The sequence below is a fragment of the Paracoccus sp. R86501 genome, from assembly GCF_042466435.1.
GTDB lineage: Bacteria > Pseudomonadota > Alphaproteobacteria > Rhodobacterales > Rhodobacteraceae > Paracoccus.
Genome location: NZ_JAXHPZ010000001.1, coordinates 771137 through 793806 on the forward strand (window position 1 = coordinate 771137; position 22670 = coordinate 793806).

Sequence of the window (22670 nt, forward strand, 5' to 3'; positions counted from 1 at the left end):
GTCTAGGCATGATGAAGATAAGGGCAACTGCATGCTGCAATGCAGCAATTGCTGACATACCTCACCCAATCTTCTGATCAATACTGCAAAAAAGTATCGGAAAAAATGTGACCTGCTCGTGGATGCGAACAGGCGTTGCATGATACCAATATCCCAAGCGTCACAGAGGAGGCGGTACCGTCAAGGCGGGCCGTGCTGGCGCGGAAGGGGAGGAAAGATGCAGCCCGATCTGGAGCTTGTGCACATCCGCAAGGGTGAATCATTTGCCGCGTGGAAGCACGGCTATCCGTTTCGCACGGTGCGCTGGCACTATCATCCCGAATATGAAATCCATCTGGTCGTCGCCACGCATGGGAAGTTCTATATCGGCGATCACTTTGGCAACTTCGGCCCCGGCCAACTGATCATGACCGGCCCCAACCTGCCGCAGAACTGGATCAGCGACATCACGCCCGGCGATATCATTCCGTGCCGCACCGCCGTCATCCAGTTCCCGGAGAGCTTTGTCGAAAACGCCCGCGATGCCTTTCCGGAAATGGAGACCGTCCGCCATCTGCTGGACCGCAGCCGCCGGGGCATCCTGTTCGACGACCAGACCAGTCGCGCGGTCGGACCGCTGATGCACGACCTGATCAGGGCGCGCGGTGTGCGTCGCCTGGGGCTGTTCTTCCAGATCCTTGATCTGTTGGCGCAGGCGCAGGGCACGCAGACGCTGGCCAGCCTCAGCTTTGTTCTGGACGTCGAACGCGCCGAGGATTCCGACATGAACCGCGCTATCGCCCATCTGCGGGAAAACCTGTTGGAGCAGGTCAGCGAATCCACGCTGGCCAATCTGACGGGGCAGACGCTCAGCGGGTTTTCGCGGTCGTTCAAGACCCATACCGGCACGACGCTGGTGCGGTACCGCAACCAGATGCGGATCGATCTGGCCTGCCACATGCTGTTGTCGGACCCGCAGGCCCGTATCGCCGACATCTGTTACGAGGTCGGGTTTTCCAACCTGTCCAACTTCAACCGCCATTTCCTGAAGCTGAAGAAGATGTCGCCCTCGGAGTTTCGGGCGACCTTCGCGGCCAACCAGACGGTCCGCATGGCCGGCTGACGGGAATCCATCCGCAGTCCACCCGACCGCCGCCGGCCCTAGCGTCCGCAGCGAACGGGGAAGATCTGTCAAAAACCTAACCAACGGGAGGAAGACATGAAACATCTGCTGAAGACCGCCTCGATCGCGGCACTGGCCATCGCGGGCGCCCATGCGGCGTCGGCGCAGGACGCGCCGTTGAAGATCGGCATGACCTTTCAGGAAATGAACAACCCCTATTTCGTCAGCATGCAAGAAACGCTAAACGAAGCTGCCGCCGACATCGGCGCCGAGGTCGTGGTGACCGATGCGGGTCATGACGTCGCCAAGCAGATCTCGGACGTCGAGGACATGCTGCAGCAGGGCATCGACATCCTGCTGCTGAACCCGACGGACAGCGCGGGCGTGGAATTGGCCGTGCGCATGGCCAAGGACCAGGGCGTGATCGTGGTCGCGGTCGATGCCAATGCCAATGGTCCGGTTCAACACATTTGTCGGATCCAAGAACCGCGACGCCGGCTATCAGTCCTGCAGCTATCTGGCCGAAGCGCTTGGCGGGCAGGGCGAGGTCGCCATTCTGGACGGCATTCCCGTCGTTCCGATCCTGGAACGGGTCGAGGGCTGCAAGGCAGCGCTGGACGAACATGAGGGCATCACGCTGGTCGATACCCAGAATGGCCGTCAGGACCGATCGGTCGCCTTGGGCGTGGTCGAAAACATGATCCAGTCGCATGCCGATCTGGCCGGTATCTTTTCGGTCAACGATGGCGGCGCGATGGGTGCGCTGGCCGCGATCCAGGGGTCGGGGCGCGACATCAAGCTGACTTCGGTCGATGGTGCCCCCGAAGCGGTCAAGGCCATCGCCGACGGCACCGCCTTCATCCAGACGACGGCGCAATTCCCCCGCGACCAGATCCGCGTGGGGCTGGGCATGGCGCTGGCGCAGCACTGGGGTGCCCGCGTGGTTCCCACCGAAGTGCCGATCGACGTGCGCACGGTCGATGCCGAAAACGCCGCCGACTTCAGCTGGTAGGTCAACCCTTGCAACCGACCGCGCCCCATTCCGGGCGCGGTCCCAACCACCGGAGACGTCATGCTGGAACTGCGCGGAATACGCAAAAGCTTTGGTCGGATCGAGGTCCTGCACGGCGTCGATCTGCACGTCCGCGCGGGCGAGGTTCACGCCCTGCTGGGCGAAAACGGGGCCGGGAAATCGACGCTGATGAAGATCGTCAGCGGCATTATCCAGCCCAGCAGCGGCACGATCCTGATCGACGGGCAGGAACGCAGCTTTCCCACCTATGACGATGCCATTCAGGCGGGCATCGGCATCGTCTTTCAGGAATTCAGCCTGATCCCCTATCTGACCGCCGTCGAGAACATGTTTCTGGCACGAGAGATCCGCGGCGGGATGGGCCTGCTGGACCGTCGCGCCATGCGCGACCGCGCCCGTCAGATCCTGAAGCGGCTGGAGGTTGACATCCCGCTGGACATCCCCATCGCGCGTCTGTCGGTGGCCGAACAGCAATTCGTGGAAATCGCCAAGGCGCTGTCGCTGAACGCCCGCATTCTGGTGCTGGACGAACCCACCGCCACACTGACCCCGTCGGAAACCGCACATCTGTTCAAGGTGATGCGTGAACTGCGGGCGGCGGGGGTGGCCGTGGTCTTCATCTCGCACCACCTGGATGAGATCTTCGAGATCTGCGACCGCATCACCGTCCTGCGCGATGGCGAATACGTCGGTGACTGCGATGTCGCGCAGGTCGATACCGACAGTCTGGTCGAGATGATGGTCGGCCGCCGCATCGAAAACAGCTTTCCGCCCAAGCCCACCCCCGACCCGGATGCCGCCACCGTTCTGCAGGTCAGCCACCTGCAGCTGCGCCGTGGCGGTCCCGTCAGCACCTTCGATCTGCGCGCGGGCGAAATTCTGGGCTTTGCCGGGCTGGTCGGATCGGGGCGCACAGAAACCGTGCTGTCGATGCTGGGCGAACATGGCGCGGCCAGTTGCCGGCTGGCCATCGACGGGGTGCCGACGCGCTTGCGCGACGCCGCCGACGGTCTGGCGCAAGGCATCGGCCTTCTGCCCGAAAGCCGCAAGGAACAGGGGCTGATCACCGAATTCTCGATCCTGCAGAACATCTCGCTGAACAATTACGGGAAATACGCGCAGGGCCATTGGTTCATCGACTTCCGCAAGGAACGTGATTGCACCCGCACCGCGATGCAGCAGGTCCGCGTCAAGGCGCAGGGGCCGCATGCACGCGTTGACACGCTGTCGGGCGGCAACCAGCAGAAGGTGGTGATCGCCCGCTGGCTGAACCACAACATGCGCGTTCTGATCTTCGACGAACCCACCCGCGGCATCGATGTCGGTGCCAAGGCCGAAATCTATCAACTGATGCGCGATTTCACCGCGCAAGGCTATGCCATCATCATGATCTCATCCGAACTGCCCGAGGTGATCGGCATGTCCGACCGCGTCTGCGTCTTCCGCCAGGGCGGGATTGTCGCGACCGTCGAAGGGGACGCCATCACCTCGGAGCGGATCATGACCCATGCCACAACCGGAAAGGTCGACCATGTCGCATGACGCCGAAATCGCCACGTCACGCAGGGGCAAGGCCCTTGAATGGCTGCTGCATTCCCCGCTGGCACTGCCCTTGGTGGGCCTGATCGTCGTATCCACCCTGATGGGCTTTGCCAGCGACAACTTCTTTACGCTGGCCAATATCCTGAACGTGCTGCGGCAGGTTTCGGTCGTGGGCATCCTGGCCGTGGGCATGACCTTCGTCATCCTGACCGGCGGCATCGATCTGTCGGTGGGCGCGGTCATGGCGCTGGCGGGCACCATTGCCGCAGGTCTGATGGTCAACATGGGCCTGCCCGGAGGGGTGGGGCTGATCGCGGCGCTGCTGGTCGGGCTGGGGCTGGGGCTGGTCAATGGCGCGCTGGTCGCATGGGGGCGGATGCCCGCAATCATCGTCACGCTGGCGATGATGGGCATCGCCCGTGGGCTGGGGCTGATCTATTCGGGCGGCTATCCCATCAGCGGTTTGCCCTCATGGGTGTCATGGTTCGGCATCGGGCGCATCGGCGTCGTTCCGGTGCCGGTCATCATCATGCTGGTCATCTATGCGTTGGCATGGGTGCTGCTGCAGCGCACGCCCTTCGGTCGCCACGTCTATGCCATCGGCGGCAATGAAACCGCGGCCCGCCTGTCGGGTGTCCGCACGGGCCGCGTCAAGCTGGCGGTCTTTGCCATTTCCGGACTGACGGCCTCGCTGGCCGCCATCGTCCTGACTGGCCGTTTGATGAGCGGCCAGCCAAACGCCGGTGTCGGTTTTGAACTGGACGCAATCGCCGCCGTCGTTCTGGGTGGCACGGCCATTGCGGGCGGACGCGGGTTGATCCTTGGGACGCTGATCGGGGCGATCCTACTGGGCGTGCTGAACAACGGGCTGAACCTGATGGGGATCAACCCCTATATGCAGGACGTCATCAAGGGCCTGATCATCCTGCTTGCCATCTATATCGGGCGGGAGTGGCGCTGACATGACCACGCATTTCATCGGCATCGACGTGGGCACCGGATCGGCGCGGGCAGGGGTCTTCGACGCGGCGGGCAGCCTGCTGGCCCACGCCAGCCGCACGGTGCAGATGCACCGCCCATCGGGGGATATCGCGGAGCAATCCAGTGCACAGGTCTGGGATGCGGTCTGCCAGGCCACCCAGCAGGCCGTTGCGCGGGCGGGCATCGATCCGGCCAGCGTCGCGGGGATCGGCTTTGACGCCACCTGTTCGCTGGTGGTGCAGGGCGACGAACCCTTGCCCGTCGGCGACCCCGAACACCCCGAACGCGACATCATCGTCTGGATGGATCACCGCGCCGTCGATCAGGCCGCCCGCATCAACGCCGGCAATCATGAGGTGCTGAAATATGTCGGCGGCCGCATCTCGCCCGAAATGGAGACGCCGAAGCTGCTATGGCTGCGGGAAAACCGCCCGCAAGTCTTTGCCGCCGCGCGCCATTTCTTCGACCTGACGGATTTCCTGACATGGAAGGCCACGGGCAGCACCGCGCGGTCGGTCTGCACGGTGACCTGCAAATGGACCTATCTGGCGCATGAGGGGCGGTGGGACGGCGATTACTTCCGCGCCATCGGCCTGGGCGAACTGGCCGACGAAGGCTTTGCCCGCATCGGCACGCAGGTGGTCGAGGCAGGGACCGCCCTTGGCAGCGGCCTGTCGCCCGACGCCGCGCGGGCGATGGGTCTGCCCGCCGGGATCGCGGTCGCGGCCGGTCTGATCGATGCCCATGCGGGCGGGATCGGCACGGTCGGCGCGGGCGATCCGACCGCATCGCTTGGCTATGTCTTCGGCACGTCGTCCTGCACGATGACGACGACGCGGGAACCGGCCTTCGTGCCGGGGGTCTGGGGGCCCTATTTCTCGGCCATGGTGCCCGGTGCCTGGCTGAACGAGGGCGGCCAATCCGTCGCGGGCGCCGCCATCGACCATCTTGTGACCCTGCACCCGGCCCATGCGCAGGCGACACGCGCCGCGCAGGATGCCGGAAAATTGCTGCCCGAATGGCTGGCCGATCAGGCGGGCGCGGCGGGTGATGCCGTGATGCAGGCGCGCCATCTGCATGTCGTGCCTGAATTTCTTGGCAACCGCGCGCCCTTTGCCGATCCCCATGCCCGCGCCGTCGTCATGGGGCAGGGGATGGAGGTCGATGTCCCCTCGCTGGTGGCGCTTTACGTCGCGGGGATCTGCGGACTGGGCTATGGCCTGCGCCAGATCATCGACACCCAGGCCGAACATGGCGCGGGCGTGTCGCGTATTGCCATCAGCGGCGGCGCGGGACGCCATCCGTTGATCCGGCAGCTGCTGGCCGATGCGACCGGCCTGCCGGTGGATGTCACCGCCTGTCCGGAGCCGGTGTTGCTGGGTTCGGCCATCCTTGGCGCGGTGGCTGCCGGTGCGCATGCCGACATCCCCGCCGCCATGTCTGCGATGACCCGCGTGCAGGGCAGTTGTCAGCCCGCAGGGGACGACGTCCGCCGCCTGCATGACAGCCGCTATCGCGCATTCCTGCAACTTCAGGCGGTCGCGCGGCAGATCCGCGCCGACACGCCCCCGACCCCATGAGGCCCCCCATGCAATTCCAGGACAGATCCGTCATCATCACCGGCGCGGGCAAGGGCATCGGTCGCGCCACTGCGCTGACCATGGCCGAACGCGGCGCGCATGTCGTGGCCATCAGCCGCACGCAGGCCGATCTGGACAGCCTTTGCGCCCTGACCGGCGGGCGCGGCATCGCCGCCGACCTGTCGGACCCCAAGGCCGCGCGGGACGCCATGGCACAGGCCGGGTCCTGCGATTATCTGGTCAATTGCGCCGGCACCAATGTGCTGGAAAGCCTGCTGCAGATGTCCGACGCGGGCTATGACACCGTGATGGACATCAACCTACGCAGCGCGCTGATCTGCGCGCAGGAATTCGCCCGCCGCCGCGTGGCCGAGGGCAAGGGCGGGGCCATCGTGAACGTCACCAGCATCGCCGGGCATCGCGGGTTTGCCGATCACTTGTGCTATGCGGCCTCGAAGGCGGGGCTGGAGGGGGCGACCCGCGTCATGGCCCGCGAGTTGGGTCCCCATGGCATCCGCGTGGCAGCCCTGGCCCCCACCGTCACCATGACCGAACTGGCCGCTGCCGCCTGGAGCGATCCCGACAAAAGCGGCCCGATGATGGCACGCCACCCAAGCGGACGCTTTGCACAGGCCGAAGACGTCGCCCGCGCCATCGCGCTGATGCTGTCGGATGACGCGTCCATGATCACCGGCGCGATGCTGCCCGTGGACGGCGGCTTTCTGGCCGTCTGATCCGCAGGACATATCGAACAAAGACCTATCAAAAAGGAGATAGAGATGTCGGAAGAACTGAACGGCAAGATCGCCGCGATCACGGGTGCGGCTTCGGGGATCGGGCTGGCCACGACGCGCGCGCTGCTGAAAGCGGGCGCCAGCGTGGTGATGGTGGACCGCAACAGGGACGCGCTGGCCGAACTGGTGGCCGAACTGGGCCCCAAGGCCATTGCGCAGGTGACCGATCTGCTGGACAGCGACAGCTGCAACGCGATGGTGCCTGAAATCCTTGATAAGGTCGGCCATCTGGACATCATGCTGTGCAACGCCGGCAGCTATATCGGTGGTGATCTGGGCGATACCAACCCCGGGGCCATCGACCGGATGCTGACCCTGAACGTCAACGCCGTGATGAAGAACGTGCAGGCCGTGGCACCGCATATGATCAAGCGTGGAACCGGCGACATCTTCGTCACATGTTCGGTCGCCGGCTATACGGCGGTGGACGTCGAGCCGGTCTATGCGGCCTCCAAATGGGCGATCAACTGCTTTGTCCAGACGATGCGTCGCCAGCTGCTGAAGCATGGCATCCGCGTGGGGCAGGTGTCGCCCGGGCCGGTGATCTCCGCGCTGCTGTCGGATTGGGAACCCGACCGCCTGCAGCGCGCCAAGGATGCGGGCGGGCTGATCGAACCTGCCGAAGTCGCCGATGCGCTGATCTTCATGATGTCGCGTCCGCGCAATGTCACCATCCGCGACATCATCATCCTGCCCAGTGCCTTTGATATCTGAACGGGCCTTGGGCCGCCGTCGTTAATCCAGACGGCGGCCCAGCCAGCGCGCCAGACGGCCCAGGGTCAGCCCCTGCACCAGGATCGAGAAGACCACCACCGCATAGGTCGCCGCCAGGATCGGCGCCTTCCAGTCGCTGTCGGGCAGCGACAGTGCCAAGGCGACCGAAATGCCGCCCTTCAGCCCGCCCCATGTCATCAGCGGTACCACGTCGCGCGCCTCATGGCGGATCGGGCGCAGGATCAGGATCGGCAGGGCCACCGACATCAGGCGCGCCACCAGCGCCAGCGCGATGGCCGCGGGCAGGGTGACCGCCATGTCGCGGGTGACGGTCAGCTGAAAGATCTCCATCCCGATCATCAGGAACAGCGCGGCGTTCAGAATTTCGTCGATCAGGCGCCAGAAGCCGTTGACATAGGTGCGCGTTTCCTCGGACATGGCGTCGCGGCGACCGACGTTGCCGATCATCAGACCCGCGATGACCGCCATGATCGGGGCCGAGACATGCAGCCCAAGCGCCAGTTCATACCCGCCAAGCGCCAAGGCCAGTGTCAGCATCACCTCCAGCGGATAGTCGTTGATGCGGCGCATCAGCTGGAAGACCGACCAGCCCAGCACCGCACCCAGAACCGCGCCGCCGATGGCCTCCTGCGCGAAAAGCGCCACGGCATTGCCCAGATCGAAGCCCTCGGCCCCGTGACTGTCGGCGGAGGGAAAGGCCAGCCCGACCAGCAGCAGAAAGACCACATAGCCGACGCCGTCGTTGAAGAGGGATTCCCCCGCGATCTTGGTTTCCAGACTTTTGCGGATCTTGGCGTCCTGAAGGATACCCAGCACGGCCACCGGGTCGGTCGGTGATATCAGCGCCCCGAAGACCAGCGCGATTAGGATGGGCATTCCCGTGATCCACGAAAACCCGAAGCCCACGATCGAGGTCGATATGGCAATGCCAAGCGTGGCCATCAGCAGGACGGGCAGCGCCTCTTTCTTCAGGTCGGAGACGGATACATGCAGCGCCCCCGCAAACAGCAGCAGCCCCAGCATCCCGTCCAGCAGCGACCCCGAGAACTGCATGGATTCGACCAGGTCGCGGACCTGTCCGACCAGTTGCAGCTGCGGCAGGTACAGGTCGATGCCAAGGATGGCGATCGATCCCAGAAGCGCCGTCACCAGAATGCCGATCGATGGCGGCAGCCGGAAGAAGAAATAGTTGAAGCTGCCCGAGGCCGCCGCAAGCACAAGGATGACCGAAGCGATCTGAAGAGGAGACATGCGCATATCCTTCGCGAATTGACGTGCCGGGCCCTGTGGTCCGAATGGGTCTGGTTCTGACCGAAGGTATCCCGCGGGGGAAGGGTTCAGTCGCGCATCGAAGATTTATCGCGGGGTGGCGGCAGGCATGACACGGGAATGGCGGTTCACGATGGACGCCCGAGGTGCAGGTCGTGCAAACTGTGCCCGACAGAAATTAGATCCTGACGCCGGGGGACATCAAAACACCATGATGAAATTCTTTCACGACGACCGGCAGCGCGCCCATGACCCGCAGTTCCGGCTGCTGAATGGCGAAATCACCCAGAACCCCGACCGCCCCGAACGGGTGGACCTGCTGATTGCGGGCGCGACGCGGGCCGGGTTGACGCGTCACGCGCCGACCGATCATGGGCTGGCTCCGCTGGCGGCGGTGCATAGCCCGCGCTATCTGGATTATCTGGCCTCCATTCATCAGCGTCGGCTGGCGGAATATCCCGACCTGTCCGAGGTGGTCCCGACCCGCTTCTGCCTTGACCCGCAGCGGCATTACAGCCCGGGCACCGAGGCGCAGATCGGCTTTCACAACGCCGATACATCCTGCCCCGTCGGCCCGCACAGCTGGGACGCGATCCATTGGTCGGCGCAGACGGCGCTGTCGGCGGCGGATGAAATTCTGGACGGCGCGCGTGCCAGCTATGCCCTGTCGCGTCCCTCGGGGCATCATGCCTATCGCGAAATCGCGGGCGGGTTCTGTTTCCTGAACAACACCGCCATCGCCGCCGAATACCTGCGCGCCGCGGGGCATCGTCCGGCGGTGCTGGACATCGACGTGCATCACGGCAACGGCACGCAGGCGATCTTTTACGACCGGGCGGATGTGCTGACCGTCTCGCTGCATGTCGATCCGCTGCAGTTCTATCCCTTTTACGCAGGCGCTGCGGGGGAAACCGGCGCGGGTGCGGGGGCGGGCTGCAACCTGAACCTGCCCTTGGCGCGCGGGTCGGGCATGGCTGAGTACATGCCCGCGCTGGAAAAGGCGTTGGCCCGGATCAGTGATTTCGGGGCGACCGTCATCGTCGTGGCGCTTGGTCTTGATGCGCATGAGGGCGATCCCTTCTGCGGCATGACGTTGACGACCGCCGATTTCGCGACCATCGCGCAGGCGATCAGGGCGGTGGACCTGCCGGTTCTGAACGTGCAGGAAGGCGGCTATATGCAATCGGCGCTTGGCGACAACCTTGCCAGCTATCTGGGCGCATTCACGGTCTGAGCCACTGCCGAAAGGAAACCCATGCCCGCGGAAAACCTGCCTTATCTTCGCGCCAGCGACGTCGACGCGCATCTGGATTGGCCGACGATGGTCCAAGCCATCGCAGACGGCCACCACCTTGCCCCGGCGCGCATCGGCGATCTGTTTCTGGCGCGCGACGGCGATACGCTGCTGAACCGCGCGGCATGGATCGACGGCATGGGCATCGGGCTGAAGACCGTGACGGTGATGCAGGGCAATGGGGCGCGGGGTCTGCCCTCGGTCCAGGGGGTGATGGTGCTGTTCGACGATGTCACCGGCACGCCCGTGGCGCTGATCGACAGCGCGCTGGTCACCTATTGGAAGACGGCGGCGGATTCGGGTTTGGGCGCACGGCACCTTGCGCGGCCCGACAGCCGTCAGATGGTCATCATCGGCGCAGGGCAGGTGGCGGGATCGCTGGCGCGGGTCTATCACGCAATCTTCCCGGATCTGGAATGCATCCGGATCTGGAACCGCACCGCACCCACCGCGCAGACCTTGGCCGATACGCTGGCGGCCGACGGTATCCCCGCCGTTGCGGCCTCCGATCTGGCGCAGGCCGTGGGGCAGGCCGATATCGTCGCCAGCGCGACCATGGCGCGCGAACCCGTGCTGCGCGGCGAATGGGTCCGGCCCGGCACGCATGTCGATCTGGTCGGAGCCTTCCGCGCCGACATGCGCGAGGCCGACGATGCCCTGCTGCGTCGCGCCCGCATTTTCGTGGATAGCCGCGACACGACCTTGGACCACATCGGGGAATTGAAGATCCCGTTGGCGGCGGGGGTCATCACGCGCGACGACGTGCTGGGCGATTTCCACGACCTCGCGGCGGGTCGCAGCGGTCGCATGTCGCCCGAGGACATCACGCTTTTTAAGAACGGCGGAGGCGCCCATCTGGACCTGATGATCGCCCGCGCCATCATAACCGCATGGAAGGACGCCCCCGATGCGTGATCTCTTCGACGATATCTGCCCGCCCGACGTCATCACGGCCCCCGAGCGTCTGCGCGATCTGGACCCTGGCTATTGCGATGCCAGCCGCAATGCGGGCCTGCTGCTGCGACCACGCGACACGGCGACGGTCGCGGCCATTTGCGAACGGGCGAACCGGACGGGCACGCCGATCGTGATGCAGGGCGGATTGACGGGGCTGACCGATGCCACCGCCACCACCGGCGATCAGCTGGCCCTGTCGTTGGAGCGGATGAACCGCATCCTGCGCATCGACCCGCTGCAGCGCATCATCGTGGCCGAGGCCGGTGCCACCATCGCCGATCTGGACCGTGCCGCGGCCGAGCACGGGCTGACGACGGGCATCGACATCCCCTCGCGCGACAGCGCCACGCTTGGTGGTGCCATTGGCACTAATGCGGGCGGGGTGCGGGTCATCCGATACGGCATGACGCGCGACAACGTACTGGGGCTGACGGCGGTCTTGGCCGATGGACGCATCATCGAAGATATGAACACCCTGCCCAAGGACAACACCGGCTATGACCTGAAACAGATGTTCATCGGGGCCGAGGGCACCCTGGGCGTCGTGACGGCGGCGGTGCTGCGGCTCTATCCGCGTCCGGGGGCCAGCGCCTCGGCGCTGCTGGCTTGCAGGGACATAGCGGCGGCGCAGGCGGTGCTGGCCAAGGCGCAGGTGATCGCCGCGGGCCACCTGCTGTCGTTCGAGGCGATGTGGCCCGACTTTTATCGCCTGACGACCAGTCATCTCTGCGCGGGCCGCGAACCCTTGCCGCCGGGGTCCGGCATGCATCTGATCGTCGAGGTGACCGGCCCCACCCCCGAGGCCGCCGAGGCCCTGCTGCTGTCGATCTTTGAAGCCGCCGCAGAGGATGATCTGGTGCAGGACGGTGTCATCGCCAAATCCGAGGCCGAGCGCGCCGCCATCTGGGCCATCCGCGAGGATACCGACCTGATCGCGCGTCCCTTGGGGGCGATGCTGTCCTTCGACGTCAGCATCGAGGCCAGCCTGATCGATGATTTCCTGCGCCGTTGGGACGACGCCCGCGCCGCGCAGATGCCCGACATCCATTCCTATGTCTTCGGCCATCTGGGGGATTGCAACCTGCATGTCTGCGTCGGCCTGACCCCCGAGGCCAAGCGCGACCGCGGCCCGATCGACGATCTGTTCTATGCCACGCTGGCGGCAACGCCGGGGGCGTCGTTTTCGGCCGAACACGGGATCGGGCTGCAAAAGCGCGCAAGGCTGGTCGCTGCGAAATCGCCCGAGGTTCTGTCGCTGATGTGGCAGGTCAAGCAGATGCTGGACCCAAACGGCATCATGAACCCCGGCAAGGTGCTGCAAGCGCGGACCTGAGGCGCCAGACATGCGAAAGGGCCGGGGCGACGACACGCCCCGGCCCCTTGATTGCCTGCGGGAAATTACATCCCGGCGGTCATGAAGGTAATGTCGCGCAGGACCGCATCACCGGCATCCTTGATCTCCCAGCTGTCCTGAACCGAACCGTCTTCCAGAGAGACCGTGTGCAGTTGACCACCCGCGGCCAGCCATGCGGTATTCGTGCCCTCGGCGTCGGTGGCGATGTCGAAGGCATAGCTGTCGGCACCGTCGATCCCCAGCTTGCCGATGGCGGCCAGCGTCCCGTCGTTGGGCGAGGTCTGCTGGATCAGCGCGACGATTGTGCTGTCGATGTCATACATCGCGGTCGCCTCGGGCTTGCCGAAGGAGTTGATATAGGCGGCGGCGACGATGGCGGGTTCTTCACCCGAATGCATGTCGGCCTCTTCGAAGGCCAGCGAGCCATCGACGGTCACGGCGCCGCTTTCGATGTCGACGCGGTGGTTGGTCGTGCCCGACATGAAGCGCAGCTTGTCGGCCATCGGGTTGAAGTCGACGATGACCGGCGCGCCGTCCGCGATCTCAAGCGGGGTGTCCATGGTCGAAACCACGGTCGCGGCACCGGTGGCGGGGTCGATCTCGACGATCTCGAACTTGTCGCTGACGCCGATCAGCGTTCCGTTCGACGGGCGCAGGTCGATGCCCAGCAGGCGGTCGACGCCGGTGACCTCCATCGACTCGGTCACGGTGGCCGAGGTCGCGTCGATCTTGTGCAGCATCTTGTCGCCCGACAGGCCGATGGCGGTCATGGCATGGTCGTCGGCCAGGGCGACACCGGCGGTTCCAAAGATCATGCCTGCAACGGTCAGCGCGGTGAATTTGTTCATCATCGGGTGGCTCCTTGGTCGGGGGCAGTGGCCATTCCGCTGCCCGTATGAACCGAAGACGCGGCAGATGTCCGACCGGATGCAGCAGAGCGACATTTTTCTGCAGGCCGCCACGCCCTGCCATGCAAAAGGCCCCCGCGTGACGGGAGCCTTTGTCTGCGTGCAGTTGGCTGTCGGTTCAGAAGGTAAAGACCGCGGCGGCCACGACGCTGTTGTATTCGCGCTTGCCGTTGAAGCCATGGCGGCCGTCATAGGTCAGCGACAGGTTGGTGCCGCCCTTCGACTGATAGGCGACGCCCAGACCCAGAACGGTATAGGTGTCATCGTCGATGAAGGCCTTGTTGCTGTCCTTGTAGACATGCTCGATCCCCAGCGTGCCGAAGGGGGCGATCTTGCCCGGAGGGGCCAGTTTCGTCAGCGTGCCCTTGGCCCAGACCGAACCGGTGTTCTCATCCTTGCCATAGACGTCGCCGCCGAAGTTGTTCTTGGCGTCGCCAAGCGTGCCGTCCTGAAGGCTGAAGCCGACCAGCGGGCGCAGAGCATAGCCGGCGGGAATGAAATCGGCATCCTTCTTGGTGAAATTGCCGGCCACTTCGGCTTGGGCATAAACGTAATCGTCGTTCTGCTTGACCTTCAGACCGGCCTTTTTGACGGTCAGCGTCGTGTCACCCATGGAATAGAGAACGCGACCGGCAAAGCCCCAGTTGTCGCTCAGCCTCTGCAGGTAATCCAGCCGCAGATCCACGGATTCGCGCTCGACCTTGACGGCAGGGGCGTTGGATTCCAATTCGTTGGTACCGATCGACGCGGCGACCATGCCCGTCGGGCTGAAGAAATACTGATAGCCCAGCAGGAAGTTCGTCAGCCGCGCCTCGGCGCTGGTCAGGTTCGGGTCTTCGTTCTTCCTGTTATAGACGCCCTTGAACGTCACGAAGGACTTCTGGTCGGGCAGGCCATAGCGCAGCGTCACCGGAAGCGTCACCGCGTGCGAGCTGTGCTGGTAATCGCCGACCGGGCCATCGGGACCCGACGCATCGCCGATCCGTGCCCGCGATTCACCGTTGCGCGATTGCGTCAGACCGAATTGGTTGTCGGCATAGAACAGCGGCAACAGACCCGCTCCGCCCAGGTTGATCTGCGTCACGACATTTGGGGGCAAGGTGCCCCGGGGCGGGCCATCCTGTGCGGCGGCGGGCAGTGCAACAAGGGCCGCTAGGGCGGCATAGATCGCTGAATTCATCCTGATATCCTCCTGGCTCAGCGGCTTCTGCATCTCCCTTCCACCGTGCTGGATGCAGGTGGCTCCCTCGGTGCAGGCCGCTTGTGGGGATAGCCTATGAGACTTCAATCCAATCTTTTAATTCATTGTTTTTGTATTTTGTATTGATCCTGTGGATGGATATTTCGCGGGGTTTTTCCCGATGTATTTAACGTATATTGTTGAAATTAAATAAATTATTGCAAACTTCTCAAGCTTGACACGCGCAATCCCGCCGCTGCCTTTTGGGGCAGCGACGGGTGTTCGATGCGGACGCGAATTGCGTGGTGGATCAGGCGGCGGCGCGGGTTCCGCGGGTGAAGCAGGTCACCGACAACACGGCCACGACGACCGCCACGATGCCCAATGCGTTGATCGAAAAGATCTCGATCAATGCGCCACCTGCGATAGGTCCAAGGGCCGATCCGGCCATCAGCATAGCAGGTGTCGCGGCGACCGCGCGGCCACTGGGATCCATTCGGGCCAACAGCCCGAAGGCGAAGGTATGGGTAAAGATCTGCACGGCGACGAATATCGCGGCAGCGGGCGCCCAGATCGTGAAGACCGTCGCGAAGGTCAGGATCATCGCCAGTGCCGCCTGGAACAGAGGACCTGCCATGATGACGGCACGGGCCGCCAACCGCTTTTCAAGCAGGGCGGCCAGCGGGGCGGGGCCCACGAAGTTGACCACGCCAAGCGCGATCAGCGTGCCGACGATGGCCTGAGGTGCAAAGTTGCGGGCCAGACCGATGACTTCGACGAAGGAAAAGACCATCGCCTGGTTGAAGGTCATCAGGCTGACACCGGCCACGACGAACAGCACGCCGCGACCAAAGGGGGTGCGGGCCATCGGACCCGGAACGCGCGCGCCCATCTGCGGGAAGGCCAGCAGCGAGGCGACGGCCGCCACAGCCATGATGACGCCGAAGCTGATGAACAGCACCGGCCCGCCACTGGCCAGCAACAGCTGCGGCACGATACCCATGTAGAGGATGCCCATCAGTCCCAGCCCGATGCCCGCAAAGGCGAACAGCCGGTGGGGGTTGGCCGCGCGGCCCATGGTCCCATGCACAAGGCTGAGCGCGACGCCATTGGCCAGACCGGCGATCACATGCAGTGCCGCCATCGGGCCAAAGCTGGTCTGTCCCGACAAGATCAGGAAGCACAGCGCCGCGATGCCATAGCCTGCAAACGCCAGCATGCGACGCGGCAGGCGGGTGAAGTTGCGTGCGGTCAGCACGCTGGCGACGACGGCGCCCAACAGGAACAGCGTGACCAGCGCACCGGCCTTTTGCGGACCAAAGCCGAAATGCGCGATCAGGGCACCGACCCAGACCGGCAGTGCGACCAGGTCGATCAATCCGGCGCAATGGCCGACGATCAGCGCCAGCGCCCCCGGTTTGCGCAGCGTATCGGCAATTGGCGGGGCCATGGTATTGGTTCCCGTGACACTCATCTGACGTCCTCCCTGACGTGCCGGACCTCCTCCGGCGGAAATCGTTAATTCTGGCTGGCCTCAGATCGGCGCGGTCAAGGCTCCCATCGACCGGCCCATCAGCGCGTTATGTTCGGCCTGATCGCCGCCGGTGATCTCGATCTCGGACAGGCGGCCCGAGTTGTTGACGACCATGGCGCAGCGTTCCCACCGGCGGGCCTGATGGGCGTCGAAGGCCTGAGCGACCGTGTCGTGAGCCAGCAGTTCCTCGGCGATGACGATGCCATCCTCCATGCCGATGCAGGCACCGGCGCCCAGATGCGGGGTGCTGGCGTGAACGGCGTCACCGATCAGCATCACGCGACCGACGAACCAGGGCTGGGGGACCAGAACCTTTTCCAGCGGGCGGAAGATCAGCTTGCTGTCCGCGTCCAGACCCGCCGCGACCCGGGTCAGCAAGGGCGAGGGGAACTGCGCCAGCAGCGCCTTCATCTGCGGCAGCAGGTCGTCCTCGGCCACCCAATCGTTGGTGGGGCGATCTTCGGTGATGAACATATAGGACCGACCGGCCGAGACCGGGTTGATCCCGACCTTGACGCCCTTGCCCAACCACATGTTCAGCGTGTCCAGCCCCTCGGGGGTCGGGATCTCGGCGCGCCAGACGGCCTGACCGACATAGACGGGCTTGGGGGCATTGGGCATCAGCAGGCCGCGCACCGCAGAATAAAGCCCGTCCGCCGCGATCACCGCGTCGAAACGGTCGGCCGTTCCGTCGGTGAAAGTGATGTCCACGCCCGTGTCGTCCTGGGTGATCGTCTGGAAGCTGCAGCCAAGGCGGACCTTGACGCCGGCGGCGCGGGTCTCCTGCGACAGGATCGAGGCCAGCGCCGGGCGCATGATGGCGGCGTTGCCCGGCAGGCCCAGCCCCGGCATCGGCGGCGTCGGAAGTGCCACGATCATCTGGTCGTTATGCGGCATGCGGATCTGCACACCGTCGGTGGCCGATCCCATGTCGCGGAACCTGTCCAGCACGCCCAGGGTGTCCAGCACGCGCAGGGTCGCGCCATGCAGGCTGATGCCTGCGCCATAGCTGCGCCATCCTGCGTCGATCTCGGCCAGGTGGGTGTTGACCCCGCCCTTGGCCAGCATGATCGCCGCCGACATGCCGGAAAAACCGCCGCCGATGACCAGAACCTTCTTTGCTGCTGCCATGATCAGCCCTCCCGTGCTGCGCGCCCGGCCACCTGGGCCGGAACGCTGAGATATCCCGCGTTATCCTCGGTCAGAGGCACGCGCGTCAGTTTGCGTCCCAGACAGGGGCCGGACACGCAGGCCCCCGTATCGATGTCGAAAAGCGCGCCATGCGCGTGGCAGGCCAGATGCGTCCGATCGCCGTTCAGATAGGCGTCGGTGCGCCAGGCCATGGGCGTACCGCCGGTGTAATGGGGGCAACTGTCCACATAGGCCACATGGCCCGCGCCACGTCCGACCACGATGATCTTGCGTGGCGCGCCGGGCAGCGGCAGGAACCCCCGCGCCGCACCATCGGGAACGTCGTCCCGATGGCACAGGCGCAGGCGTTCCGGGGTCATACGCCCTTGGCCGGGGGGCCTTCGGGGCCGCCGCCGGGGGCCCATTTTTCACGCCACTGCAGCAGGAACATCTGCGATGCCTCGGGGCCGTTGGGGGCTTCGCGCGCGACCCAAGTGTCGTCGTGCTTGTCCATGTCGGCGTCATATTCGAAGTGGCAGCCAAGCGGGCTGTTGAAGTACCAGAACCAGTTCGATCCGAACTTGTGACGCCCCGGACCCCAGAAGGTCTGATAGCCCTTGCGCGTGAAGCGATCGCCCGCGACCATCAGCTCGGTCGGGCCGCCCATGTGGAAGGCAAGGTGTTCGCAACCCTGCATGTAGGCAGGCGTGCGGATGAAGAACAACGAATGGTGGTCGTCATTGGCCGCTGCGCGCAGGAAGGGACCCGCACCTTTCAGGATGTCGGTGACGACGAACCCAAGGCGTCCGCAGAAGAAGTTGACCGCCTTGTCCATGTCCGGAACGAACAGCACGACATGCGACAGGGTGCGGGGTGCCGCGGCCATGTCGTCGGTCACGCCCAGTTCGTTCGGCGCACGCTGCGCGGGCGCTCCGGGGGCGTTGATCTTTTCGGCGGGCATCGAAAGTTCGCGGCGAATGGTCACCTGGAAGGCGATCTGGAAGCCGAGGTCATCCACCGTTTCCAGCGATCCGTTCGCCAGACGGGTGACGCGACGGTCCTTGCCCAGTTCCGCCTCGACCTGATCCAAGGTTTCCGCATCGACCACGCCAAAGACCTGCTGGCGCAGCATGTTCTTGGTTTCCAGCGCCGGAGGCAGCTTGGGGTCATCGCGGTGACGGATCAGTACGCCAGTGCCGTCCAGCGCCTCGTACATCCAGCCAGTGGCGTCGATCTGATGGCCGGTCAGCCCAAAATCTTCCAGATAGGTCTTGGAACCTTCCAGGTCGTCCACGCCGAAAACCAGCAGGTCCGGTCCGATAATCTTCATCGATGTCTCCTCCATCCTCGTGCCGCCGAAATCAGGGCGGTCAGGCTTTCCAGAAGAATACCCATGCAGATGACATTGATAAAATTGCTTCTTTAAATGCCTGCGATCCACGCAATCAATCTATTGAGTCTAGTGTTAACCCAAGTGATCTGTCCGGCATCTGCGTCGAATGTCGTTGCCGTCATAGGTCGCGCGTCTGTCGGGGCATGGCAGAGGGGACTGAACGACGCAGATCGTGGTGACATACGTCGGGCAGATCGCATCTGGTCCGGGCGGAAGACGATGATTTAAGTCGCAGCACCCTGATCCGTGGCTGATCTGGCATCGACCCGGAAGCCCGGTCCTTGGCCGCTGTCACGCAGGGGGATCGATAATCAGCAATTCCGCCGTGATGCAGATCAAGTTGATACCTGCCAGCCAATCCTGGCGCGGCACGCCGTCCTGACCGACGGCGGCTATGCGCAGGCCGGTTTGGTCGCGATCAAGGATCAGGATCTCGGTGGCGGGCGGGGCAAGGGCGGGTGCTGTGGCAAAGCTTGCGCCGATCAGACTGCCAAGACCCATGACTTTGGTGCGTGGTTCCGTCAAAGTTGCCAACGTCGGGGCAAGGTCCAGATGCGGGCGCAGGCGCAGCAGCCGTGCAGGGTGGCCGCCGGAATGCAGTGGTTCAGTCCGGCATGGCGCGAACAGATCAAAGCCGGTCTCGGGATCGGCCATGCGCCGGAAAATGGCCCCGTCAATGCCCCAGCCGGTGATCTGCACATCGCGCGACAGCAGCGTTTCCTCGGGGCGCAGATGGCCCATATGGTGCTGGCCCTGCGCATCGTTCCACAGGCCGTGCGCGTGGATCGCCGGACCATCATCGCCCTGTCCCAGATGCAGCCCCATCGCGGTGATGTGGGGCAGGGCGCTGCCATCGGGCGTCAGCACATGCGTGTCGCTGTAGAAGGCCACGCGACCATCACCGGGGGGCGGGCCGGGGATGACATAGGACAGCCGGTCGCATGGCGCATCGGCCACCCACAGCCAAGCAGCGGAAAACCCCGCGGACTGCACGGCTTTGACGACCGCCTGATCCATCGGCATGCCCGCGCGCAGGGTCAGCTTCAGCGGATGCGCGCGGCAGGGGACGATCTGGATGCGGTTCGGATCGGCGGGGCCGGGGTGGGTCAGCATCGCGGCTAGCCCGCCTTGGCCGTGGCGTCGGGCCATTCGCCGCGATCGATCAGTGCCTGTTGGATCATCTTGCGGGTGATCTTGCCATAGGCCGATTTCGGCAGCGCATCCCAGATCAGCAGCCGTTTGGGCAGCTTATAGCGCGCGATATGGGGGGCCAGCCACGCCAGCACGGCATCAGGGTCGGGATTGCACCCCGCGCGGGCGACACAGACCGCCAGACCTGTTTCGCCCCAGACCAGATCGGGGGCACCCAGCACGATGACCTCGGCCAGATCGGGATGGGTCAGCAGCTTCTCCTCGATCTCGCGCGGGTAGATGTTCGACCCGCCCGAGATATACATGTCGGATTCACGCCCTGTCAGATAGAGGAATCCCTGTTCGTCCATATGGCCCAGATCGCCGGTCAGGAACCAACCGTTCCGGAAGGATTTGGCATTGGCATCAGGGTTGTCGTGATAACCGGCAAAGACGGCGGGGCCGATGACGGCGATCTCTCCGGTTTGTCCGGCGGGCAGTTCGTGGCCTTGGGCGTCCTGCACCTGCACCTGCATGCCCGTGCGCGTCAGACCGCAGGTGCCGATGCGCATGGCGGTATCATCGGCGGAATGATGCGCGGGCGGCAGGACGGTGATATTGCCCGTCACCTCACCCAGGCCGAAATACTGGACCAGCACCGGACCCAGCTTGTTCAGGGCGCGGATCTGATCGGCGCGATACATCGGCGCACCGGCATAGATGACATAGCGCAGGCTGGCGTGGTCGAAACGATCGACGGAAGGATCCTCGACCAGCAGCTTGATGATGGTGGGAACAGTGAACATGTTGGTCACGCGGTGTTTTTCGACCAGCGCCCAGATCTGCGCCGGATCGAAACGGTCCCCCGTGGGCAGGATCGTCGGCACGCCGCGCGCCACCTGCGTCAGCTGGTGGATGCCCGCGCCATGCGACAGGGGCGCCACCACAAGCGATGCATCATCCTCGGTCGTGCCGGGCATCAGATCGCACAGGTGGTTGGTGATGACGAAAGCCATCTGCCCGTGGGTCAGCACTGCCGCCTTGGGGCGTCCCGTCGTCCCCGAGGTATAGAAGAACCACGCCGGATCATCGCGGGCCACCGCAGCCTCGGGCGGCATCTGGCCCATATGGCGGGCGATCAGCGCGTCATGGTTGGGCCCGCGGGGTGATGCGCCGATCGGGATGACGGCTTCGACGAACTCCGCGCAGGCGGAGGCATGGCCGTCGAATTCGGCCCCGCAGAACATCACCCGCGCGCCCGAGGATTGGGCAAGCCAAGCGATTTCGGGCGGGGACATGCGGAAATTGGCGGGCACCCAGATGGCACCTGCGCGCCAGCAGGCGAACATGGTCTCGAACATCTGCAGGCAGTTGGCCGATTGTACCAGAATCCGGTCGCCCTTGATCACCCCATAGTCATGGATCAAGGCATGGGCCAGCGCGCCCACGCGGGCCTGCATCTGCGACCAGCTTGTCGTCGCATCACCGTGGATCAGGGCGGGGGCATCCGGCAGGCGGCGGGCATTCTGGGTCAGGAAGTGGCACAGGTTCATGACCCGGTCCGAGACGGGGGTGACGCTCATTTCACGCGCTCCAGAATGGAGACATAGTTGGTGACCGCAGCGCCACCCATGTTGAAGACCCCCGCCAATCTGGCACCGGGCAGTTGCATCTGGCCCGCATCATCGCACAGCTGCATGGCGGCCATGACATGCTGGGACACGCCCGTGGCGCCGATGGGATGCCCCTTCGATTTCAGCCCGCCAGACAGGTTCACGGGCAGGCGCCCGTCGCGACGGGTCACGCCGTCGCGGATCACGCGGTGGCCCTGACCGGGTTCGGCAAGGCCCATCGCCTCGTATTCCAGCATCTCGGCGATGGTGAAGCAGTCATGCGTCTCGACCAGCGACAGATCGTCCAGCGTCAGGCCCGCCTGTTCCAGTGCCTGCGCCCATGCGGAACGCGCCGCGCGAAACTCCAGCACATCGCGGCGCGACAGGGCCATGGGGTCATTGGCATGGGTGCGGGCACGGAAGGCGACCGCGCGCTGCATCGTGGCCGCCGTTTCCGCATCGGCCAGCACCAGCACCGCCGCCCCATCCGAGATCAGCGAGCAATCGCTGCGCCGCAATGGCCCCGCCACCCGCGGATTGCGGTCCGAGATGGTATCACAGAATTCTACCCCCAGATCCTTCTGCATGTGCGCATAGGGGTTCAGCATGCCGTTTTCGTGGTTCTTGGCAGCAATCATCGCCAGTTCCCGTGATTTGTCGCCATGGCGCTGGAAATACCCCGCGGTAATCTGACCAAACAGACCCGCGAAACCCGCCTCGATATCGGCTTCTTCGGCGCGGAAGCTGGCGCCCAGCAGGATGTCGCCCACCTGCGCCGTGGGGGTGGCGGTCATCTTTTCCGCGCCGACGACCAGCGCGATGCGGCCGCGCCCTGCGGCGATGAAATCCATCGCCCCATGCAGCGCCGCAGAGCCGGTGGCGCAGGCGTTTTCATAGCGTGTGGCGGGAACCTGTCCCAGTTCCGGCACGGCCATGCCCGCCAGCGCGCCTTGAAAATCCTGCGCGGAAAAGCCGTTGTTGAAGACGCCGGTAAAGATGCCATCGACGTCGGCGGCGGTGATGCCTGCGTGATCCAGCGCGGCGGGGATGGCCTCGGCCATCAGGGCGCAGGTATCGGGGGCCTCGGATTTGCCAAAGCGCGTGTGGCTCCAGCCGACGATCATCGGGTCTGTCATGTT

General features: G+C 64.7%; 20 protein-coding genes and 1 pseudogene. 11 read left to right on the plus strand and 10 right to left on the minus strand.

Annotation, left to right across the window (positions count from 1 at the left end):
• Positions 1 to 217 precede the first annotated feature (217 nt).
• The 8 genes and pseudogenes from SJY40_RS03845 (at position 218) to SJY40_RS03880 (ending at position 7746) form a co-directional block, all read left to right on the plus strand.
• Positions 218 to 1102 carry a helix-turn-helix domain-containing protein gene (locus tag SJY40_RS03845; RefSeq protein WP_378942955.1) on the plus strand — a complete coding sequence of 295 codons (885 nt, stop codon included), beginning with the start codon at positions 218 to 220 and terminating at the stop codon, positions 1100 to 1102.
• A gap of 228 nt (positions 1103 to 1330) precedes the next feature.
• Positions 1331 to 1501, plus strand: a pseudogene (locus SJY40_RS03850) (substrate-binding domain-containing protein); the annotation flags it as partial.
• A 52-nt stretch (positions 1502 to 1553) separates the two neighbouring features.
• Positions 1554 to 2114: a substrate-binding domain-containing protein gene (locus SJY40_RS03855; protein WP_378942957.1), complete on the plus strand. Its 561-nt coding sequence runs from the start codon at positions 1554 to 1556 to the stop codon at positions 2112 to 2114.
• Between the two features lie 60 nt (positions 2115 to 2174).
• Positions 2175 to 3677 (plus strand): sugar ABC transporter ATP-binding protein, encoded by a 1503-nt coding sequence (locus SJY40_RS03860; protein WP_378942960.1) that lies wholly within the window; start codon positions 2175 to 2177, stop codon positions 3675 to 3677.
• Positions 3667 to 4638, plus strand: coding sequence for an ABC transporter permease (locus tag SJY40_RS03865; protein ID WP_378942962.1), 972 nt, complete (start codon positions 3667 to 3669; stop codon positions 4636 to 4638). The genes SJY40_RS03860 and SJY40_RS03865 overlap by 11 nt, the downstream gene beginning before the upstream one ends.
• 1 nt (position 4639) lies before the next feature.
• A complete protein-coding gene (locus SJY40_RS03870; RefSeq protein WP_378942964.1) occupies positions 4640 to 6238 on the plus strand; it encodes an FGGY-family carbohydrate kinase in 1599 nt (532 codons plus the stop codon).
• A gap of 8 nt (positions 6239 to 6246) precedes the next feature.
• Positions 6247 to 6972, plus strand: a complete 726-nt coding sequence (locus SJY40_RS03875; protein WP_378942967.1) for an SDR family oxidoreductase — start codon at positions 6247 to 6249, stop codon at positions 6970 to 6972.
• 45 nt (positions 6973 to 7017) lie between these two features.
• Positions 7018 to 7746, plus strand: coding sequence for an SDR family oxidoreductase (locus tag SJY40_RS03880; protein WP_378942972.1), 729 nt, complete (start codon positions 7018 to 7020; stop codon positions 7744 to 7746).
• Between the two features lie 21 nt (positions 7747 to 7767).
• Here the strand turns inward: SJY40_RS03880 and SJY40_RS03885 are convergent, their stop codons facing one another.
• On the minus strand, positions 7768 to 9018 hold the full coding sequence (locus SJY40_RS03885) for a cation:proton antiporter (protein ID WP_378942974.1): 1251 nt from the start codon (positions 9016 to 9018) through the stop codon (positions 7768 to 7770).
• A 229-nt stretch (positions 9019 to 9247) separates the two neighbouring features.
• Between SJY40_RS03885 and SJY40_RS03890 the strand changes: the two genes are divergently transcribed.
• Genes SJY40_RS03890 through SJY40_RS03900 form a run of 3 tightly spaced genes read left to right on the plus strand, consistent with a single transcriptional unit; the run spans position 9248 to position 12620 of the window.
• Complete coding sequence (locus SJY40_RS03890) at positions 9248 to 10270, plus strand: histone deacetylase family protein (RefSeq protein ID WP_378942977.1); 1023 nt, start codon at positions 9248 to 9250, stop codon at positions 10268 to 10270.
• Positions 10271 to 10291: 21 nt separating this feature from the next.
• Positions 10292 to 11245, plus strand: coding sequence for an ornithine cyclodeaminase family protein (locus SJY40_RS03895; RefSeq protein WP_378942979.1), 954 nt, complete (start codon positions 10292 to 10294; stop codon positions 11243 to 11245).
• Positions 11238 to 12620 carry an FAD-binding oxidoreductase gene (locus tag SJY40_RS03900; RefSeq protein ID WP_378942981.1) on the plus strand — a complete coding sequence of 461 codons (1383 nt, stop codon included), beginning with the start codon at positions 11238 to 11240 and terminating at the stop codon, positions 12618 to 12620. Before SJY40_RS03895 ends, SJY40_RS03900 begins: the two co-directional genes overlap by 8 nt.
• A gap of 65 nt (positions 12621 to 12685) precedes the next feature.
• Here the strand turns inward: SJY40_RS03900 and SJY40_RS03905 are convergent, their stop codons facing one another.
• The 9 genes from SJY40_RS03905 to SJY40_RS03945 form a co-directional block, all read right to left on the minus strand.
• On the minus strand, positions 12686 to 13492 hold the full coding sequence (locus tag SJY40_RS03905; protein ID WP_378942983.1) for a DUF4394 domain-containing protein: 807 nt from the start codon (positions 13490 to 13492) through the stop codon (positions 12686 to 12688).
• 175 nt (positions 13493 to 13667) lie between these two features.
• Positions 13668 to 14729: a hypothetical protein gene (locus SJY40_RS03910; protein WP_378942986.1), complete on the minus strand. Its 1062-nt coding sequence runs from the start codon at positions 14727 to 14729 to the stop codon at positions 13668 to 13670.
• Positions 14730 to 15039: 310 nt separating this feature from the next.
• Positions 15040 to 16203 (minus strand): MFS transporter, encoded by a 1164-nt coding sequence (locus SJY40_RS03915; RefSeq protein ID WP_378942988.1) that lies wholly within the window; start codon positions 16201 to 16203, stop codon positions 15040 to 15042.
• A 60-nt stretch (positions 16204 to 16263) separates the two neighbouring features.
• The gene (locus SJY40_RS03920) at positions 16264 to 17394 is read right to left on the minus strand and encodes an FAD-dependent oxidoreductase (protein WP_378942990.1); all 1131 of its coding nucleotides are present in this window, start codon (positions 17392 to 17394) and stop codon (positions 16264 to 16266) included.
• 2 nt (positions 17395 to 17396) lie between these two features.
• A complete protein-coding gene (locus SJY40_RS03925; protein WP_378942992.1) occupies positions 17397 to 17774 on the minus strand; it encodes a Rieske (2Fe-2S) protein in 378 nt (125 codons plus the stop codon).
• The gene (locus tag SJY40_RS03930) at positions 17771 to 18724 is read right to left on the minus strand and encodes a VOC family protein (RefSeq protein WP_378942995.1); all 954 of its coding nucleotides are present in this window, start codon (positions 18722 to 18724) and stop codon (positions 17771 to 17773) included. The genes SJY40_RS03925 and SJY40_RS03930 overlap by 4 nt, the downstream gene beginning before the upstream one ends.
• A gap of 354 nt (positions 18725 to 19078) precedes the next feature.
• Entirely contained in the window at positions 19079 to 19936 is an 858-nt protein-coding gene (locus SJY40_RS03935) for a hypothetical protein (RefSeq protein ID WP_378942997.1), read from the minus strand.
• Entirely contained in the window at positions 19906 to 21501 is a 1596-nt protein-coding gene (locus SJY40_RS03940; RefSeq protein WP_378943000.1) for an acyl-CoA synthetase, read from the minus strand. Before SJY40_RS03940 ends, SJY40_RS03935 begins: the two co-directional genes overlap by 31 nt.
• The gene (locus SJY40_RS03945; RefSeq protein ID WP_378943002.1) at positions 21498 to 22667 is read right to left on the minus strand and encodes an acetyl-CoA acetyltransferase; all 1170 of its coding nucleotides are present in this window, start codon (positions 22665 to 22667) and stop codon (positions 21498 to 21500) included. Before SJY40_RS03945 ends, SJY40_RS03940 begins: the two co-directional genes overlap by 4 nt.
• Positions 22668 to 22670: the final 3 nt, after the last annotated feature.

Excerpts from the sequence above, each read along its gene's own strand:
- SJY40_RS03845 (WP_378942955.1), top strand. The coding sequence starts at position 218 with ATGCAGCCCGATCTGGAGCTTGTGCACATCCGCAAGGGTGAATCATTT.
- SJY40_RS03855 (WP_378942957.1), top strand. The coding sequence starts at position 1,554 with ATGGTCCGGTTCAACACATTTGTCGGATCCAAGAACCGCGACGCCGGC.
- SJY40_RS03860 (WP_378942960.1), top strand. The coding sequence starts at position 2,175 with ATGCTGGAACTGCGCGGAATACGCAAAAGCTTTGGTCGGATCGAGGTC.
- SJY40_RS03865 (WP_378942962.1), top strand. The coding sequence starts at position 3,667 with ATGTCGCATGACGCCGAAATCGCCACGTCACGCAGGGGCAAGGCCCTT.
- SJY40_RS03870 (WP_378942964.1), top strand. The coding sequence starts at position 4,640 with ATGACCACGCATTTCATCGGCATCGACGTGGGCACCGGATCGGCGCGG.
- SJY40_RS03875 (WP_378942967.1), top strand. The coding sequence starts at position 6,247 with ATGCAATTCCAGGACAGATCCGTCATCATCACCGGCGCGGGCAAGGGC.
- SJY40_RS03880 (WP_378942972.1), top strand. The coding sequence starts at position 7,018 with ATGTCGGAAGAACTGAACGGCAAGATCGCCGCGATCACGGGTGCGGCT.
- SJY40_RS03885 (WP_378942974.1), bottom strand. The coding sequence starts at position 9,018 with ATGTCTCCTCTTCAGATCGCTTCGGTCATCCTTGTGCTTGCGGCGGCC.
- SJY40_RS03890 (WP_378942977.1), top strand. The coding sequence starts at position 9,248 with ATGATGAAATTCTTTCACGACGACCGGCAGCGCGCCCATGACCCGCAG.
- SJY40_RS03895 (WP_378942979.1), top strand. The coding sequence starts at position 10,292 with ATGCCCGCGGAAAACCTGCCTTATCTTCGCGCCAGCGACGTCGACGCG.
- SJY40_RS03900 (WP_378942981.1), top strand. The coding sequence starts at position 11,238 with ATGCGTGATCTCTTCGACGATATCTGCCCGCCCGACGTCATCACGGCC.
- SJY40_RS03905 (WP_378942983.1), bottom strand. The coding sequence starts at position 13,492 with ATGATGAACAAATTCACCGCGCTGACCGTTGCAGGCATGATCTTTGGA.
- SJY40_RS03910 (WP_378942986.1), bottom strand. The coding sequence starts at position 14,729 with ATGAATTCAGCGATCTATGCCGCCCTAGCGGCCCTTGTTGCACTGCCC.
- SJY40_RS03915 (WP_378942988.1), bottom strand. The coding sequence starts at position 16,203 with ATGAGTGTCACGGGAACCAATACCATGGCCCCGCCAATTGCCGATACG.
- SJY40_RS03920 (WP_378942990.1), bottom strand. The coding sequence starts at position 17,394 with ATGGCAGCAGCAAAGAAGGTTCTGGTCATCGGCGGCGGTTTTTCCGGC.
- SJY40_RS03925 (WP_378942992.1), bottom strand. The coding sequence starts at position 17,774 with ATGACCCCGGAACGCCTGCGCCTGTGCCATCGGGACGACGTTCCCGAT.
- SJY40_RS03930 (WP_378942995.1), bottom strand. The coding sequence starts at position 18,724 with ATGAAGATTATCGGACCGGACCTGCTGGTTTTCGGCGTGGACGACCTG.
- SJY40_RS03935 (WP_378942997.1), bottom strand. The coding sequence starts at position 19,936 with ATGGCCCGACGCCACGGCCAAGGCGGGCTAGCCGCGATGCTGACCCAC.
- SJY40_RS03940 (WP_378943000.1), bottom strand. The coding sequence starts at position 21,501 with ATGAGCGTCACCCCCGTCTCGGACCGGGTCATGAACCTGTGCCACTTC.
- SJY40_RS03945 (WP_378943002.1), bottom strand. The coding sequence starts at position 22,667 with ATGACAGACCCGATGATCGTCGGCTGGAGCCACACGCGCTTTGGCAAA.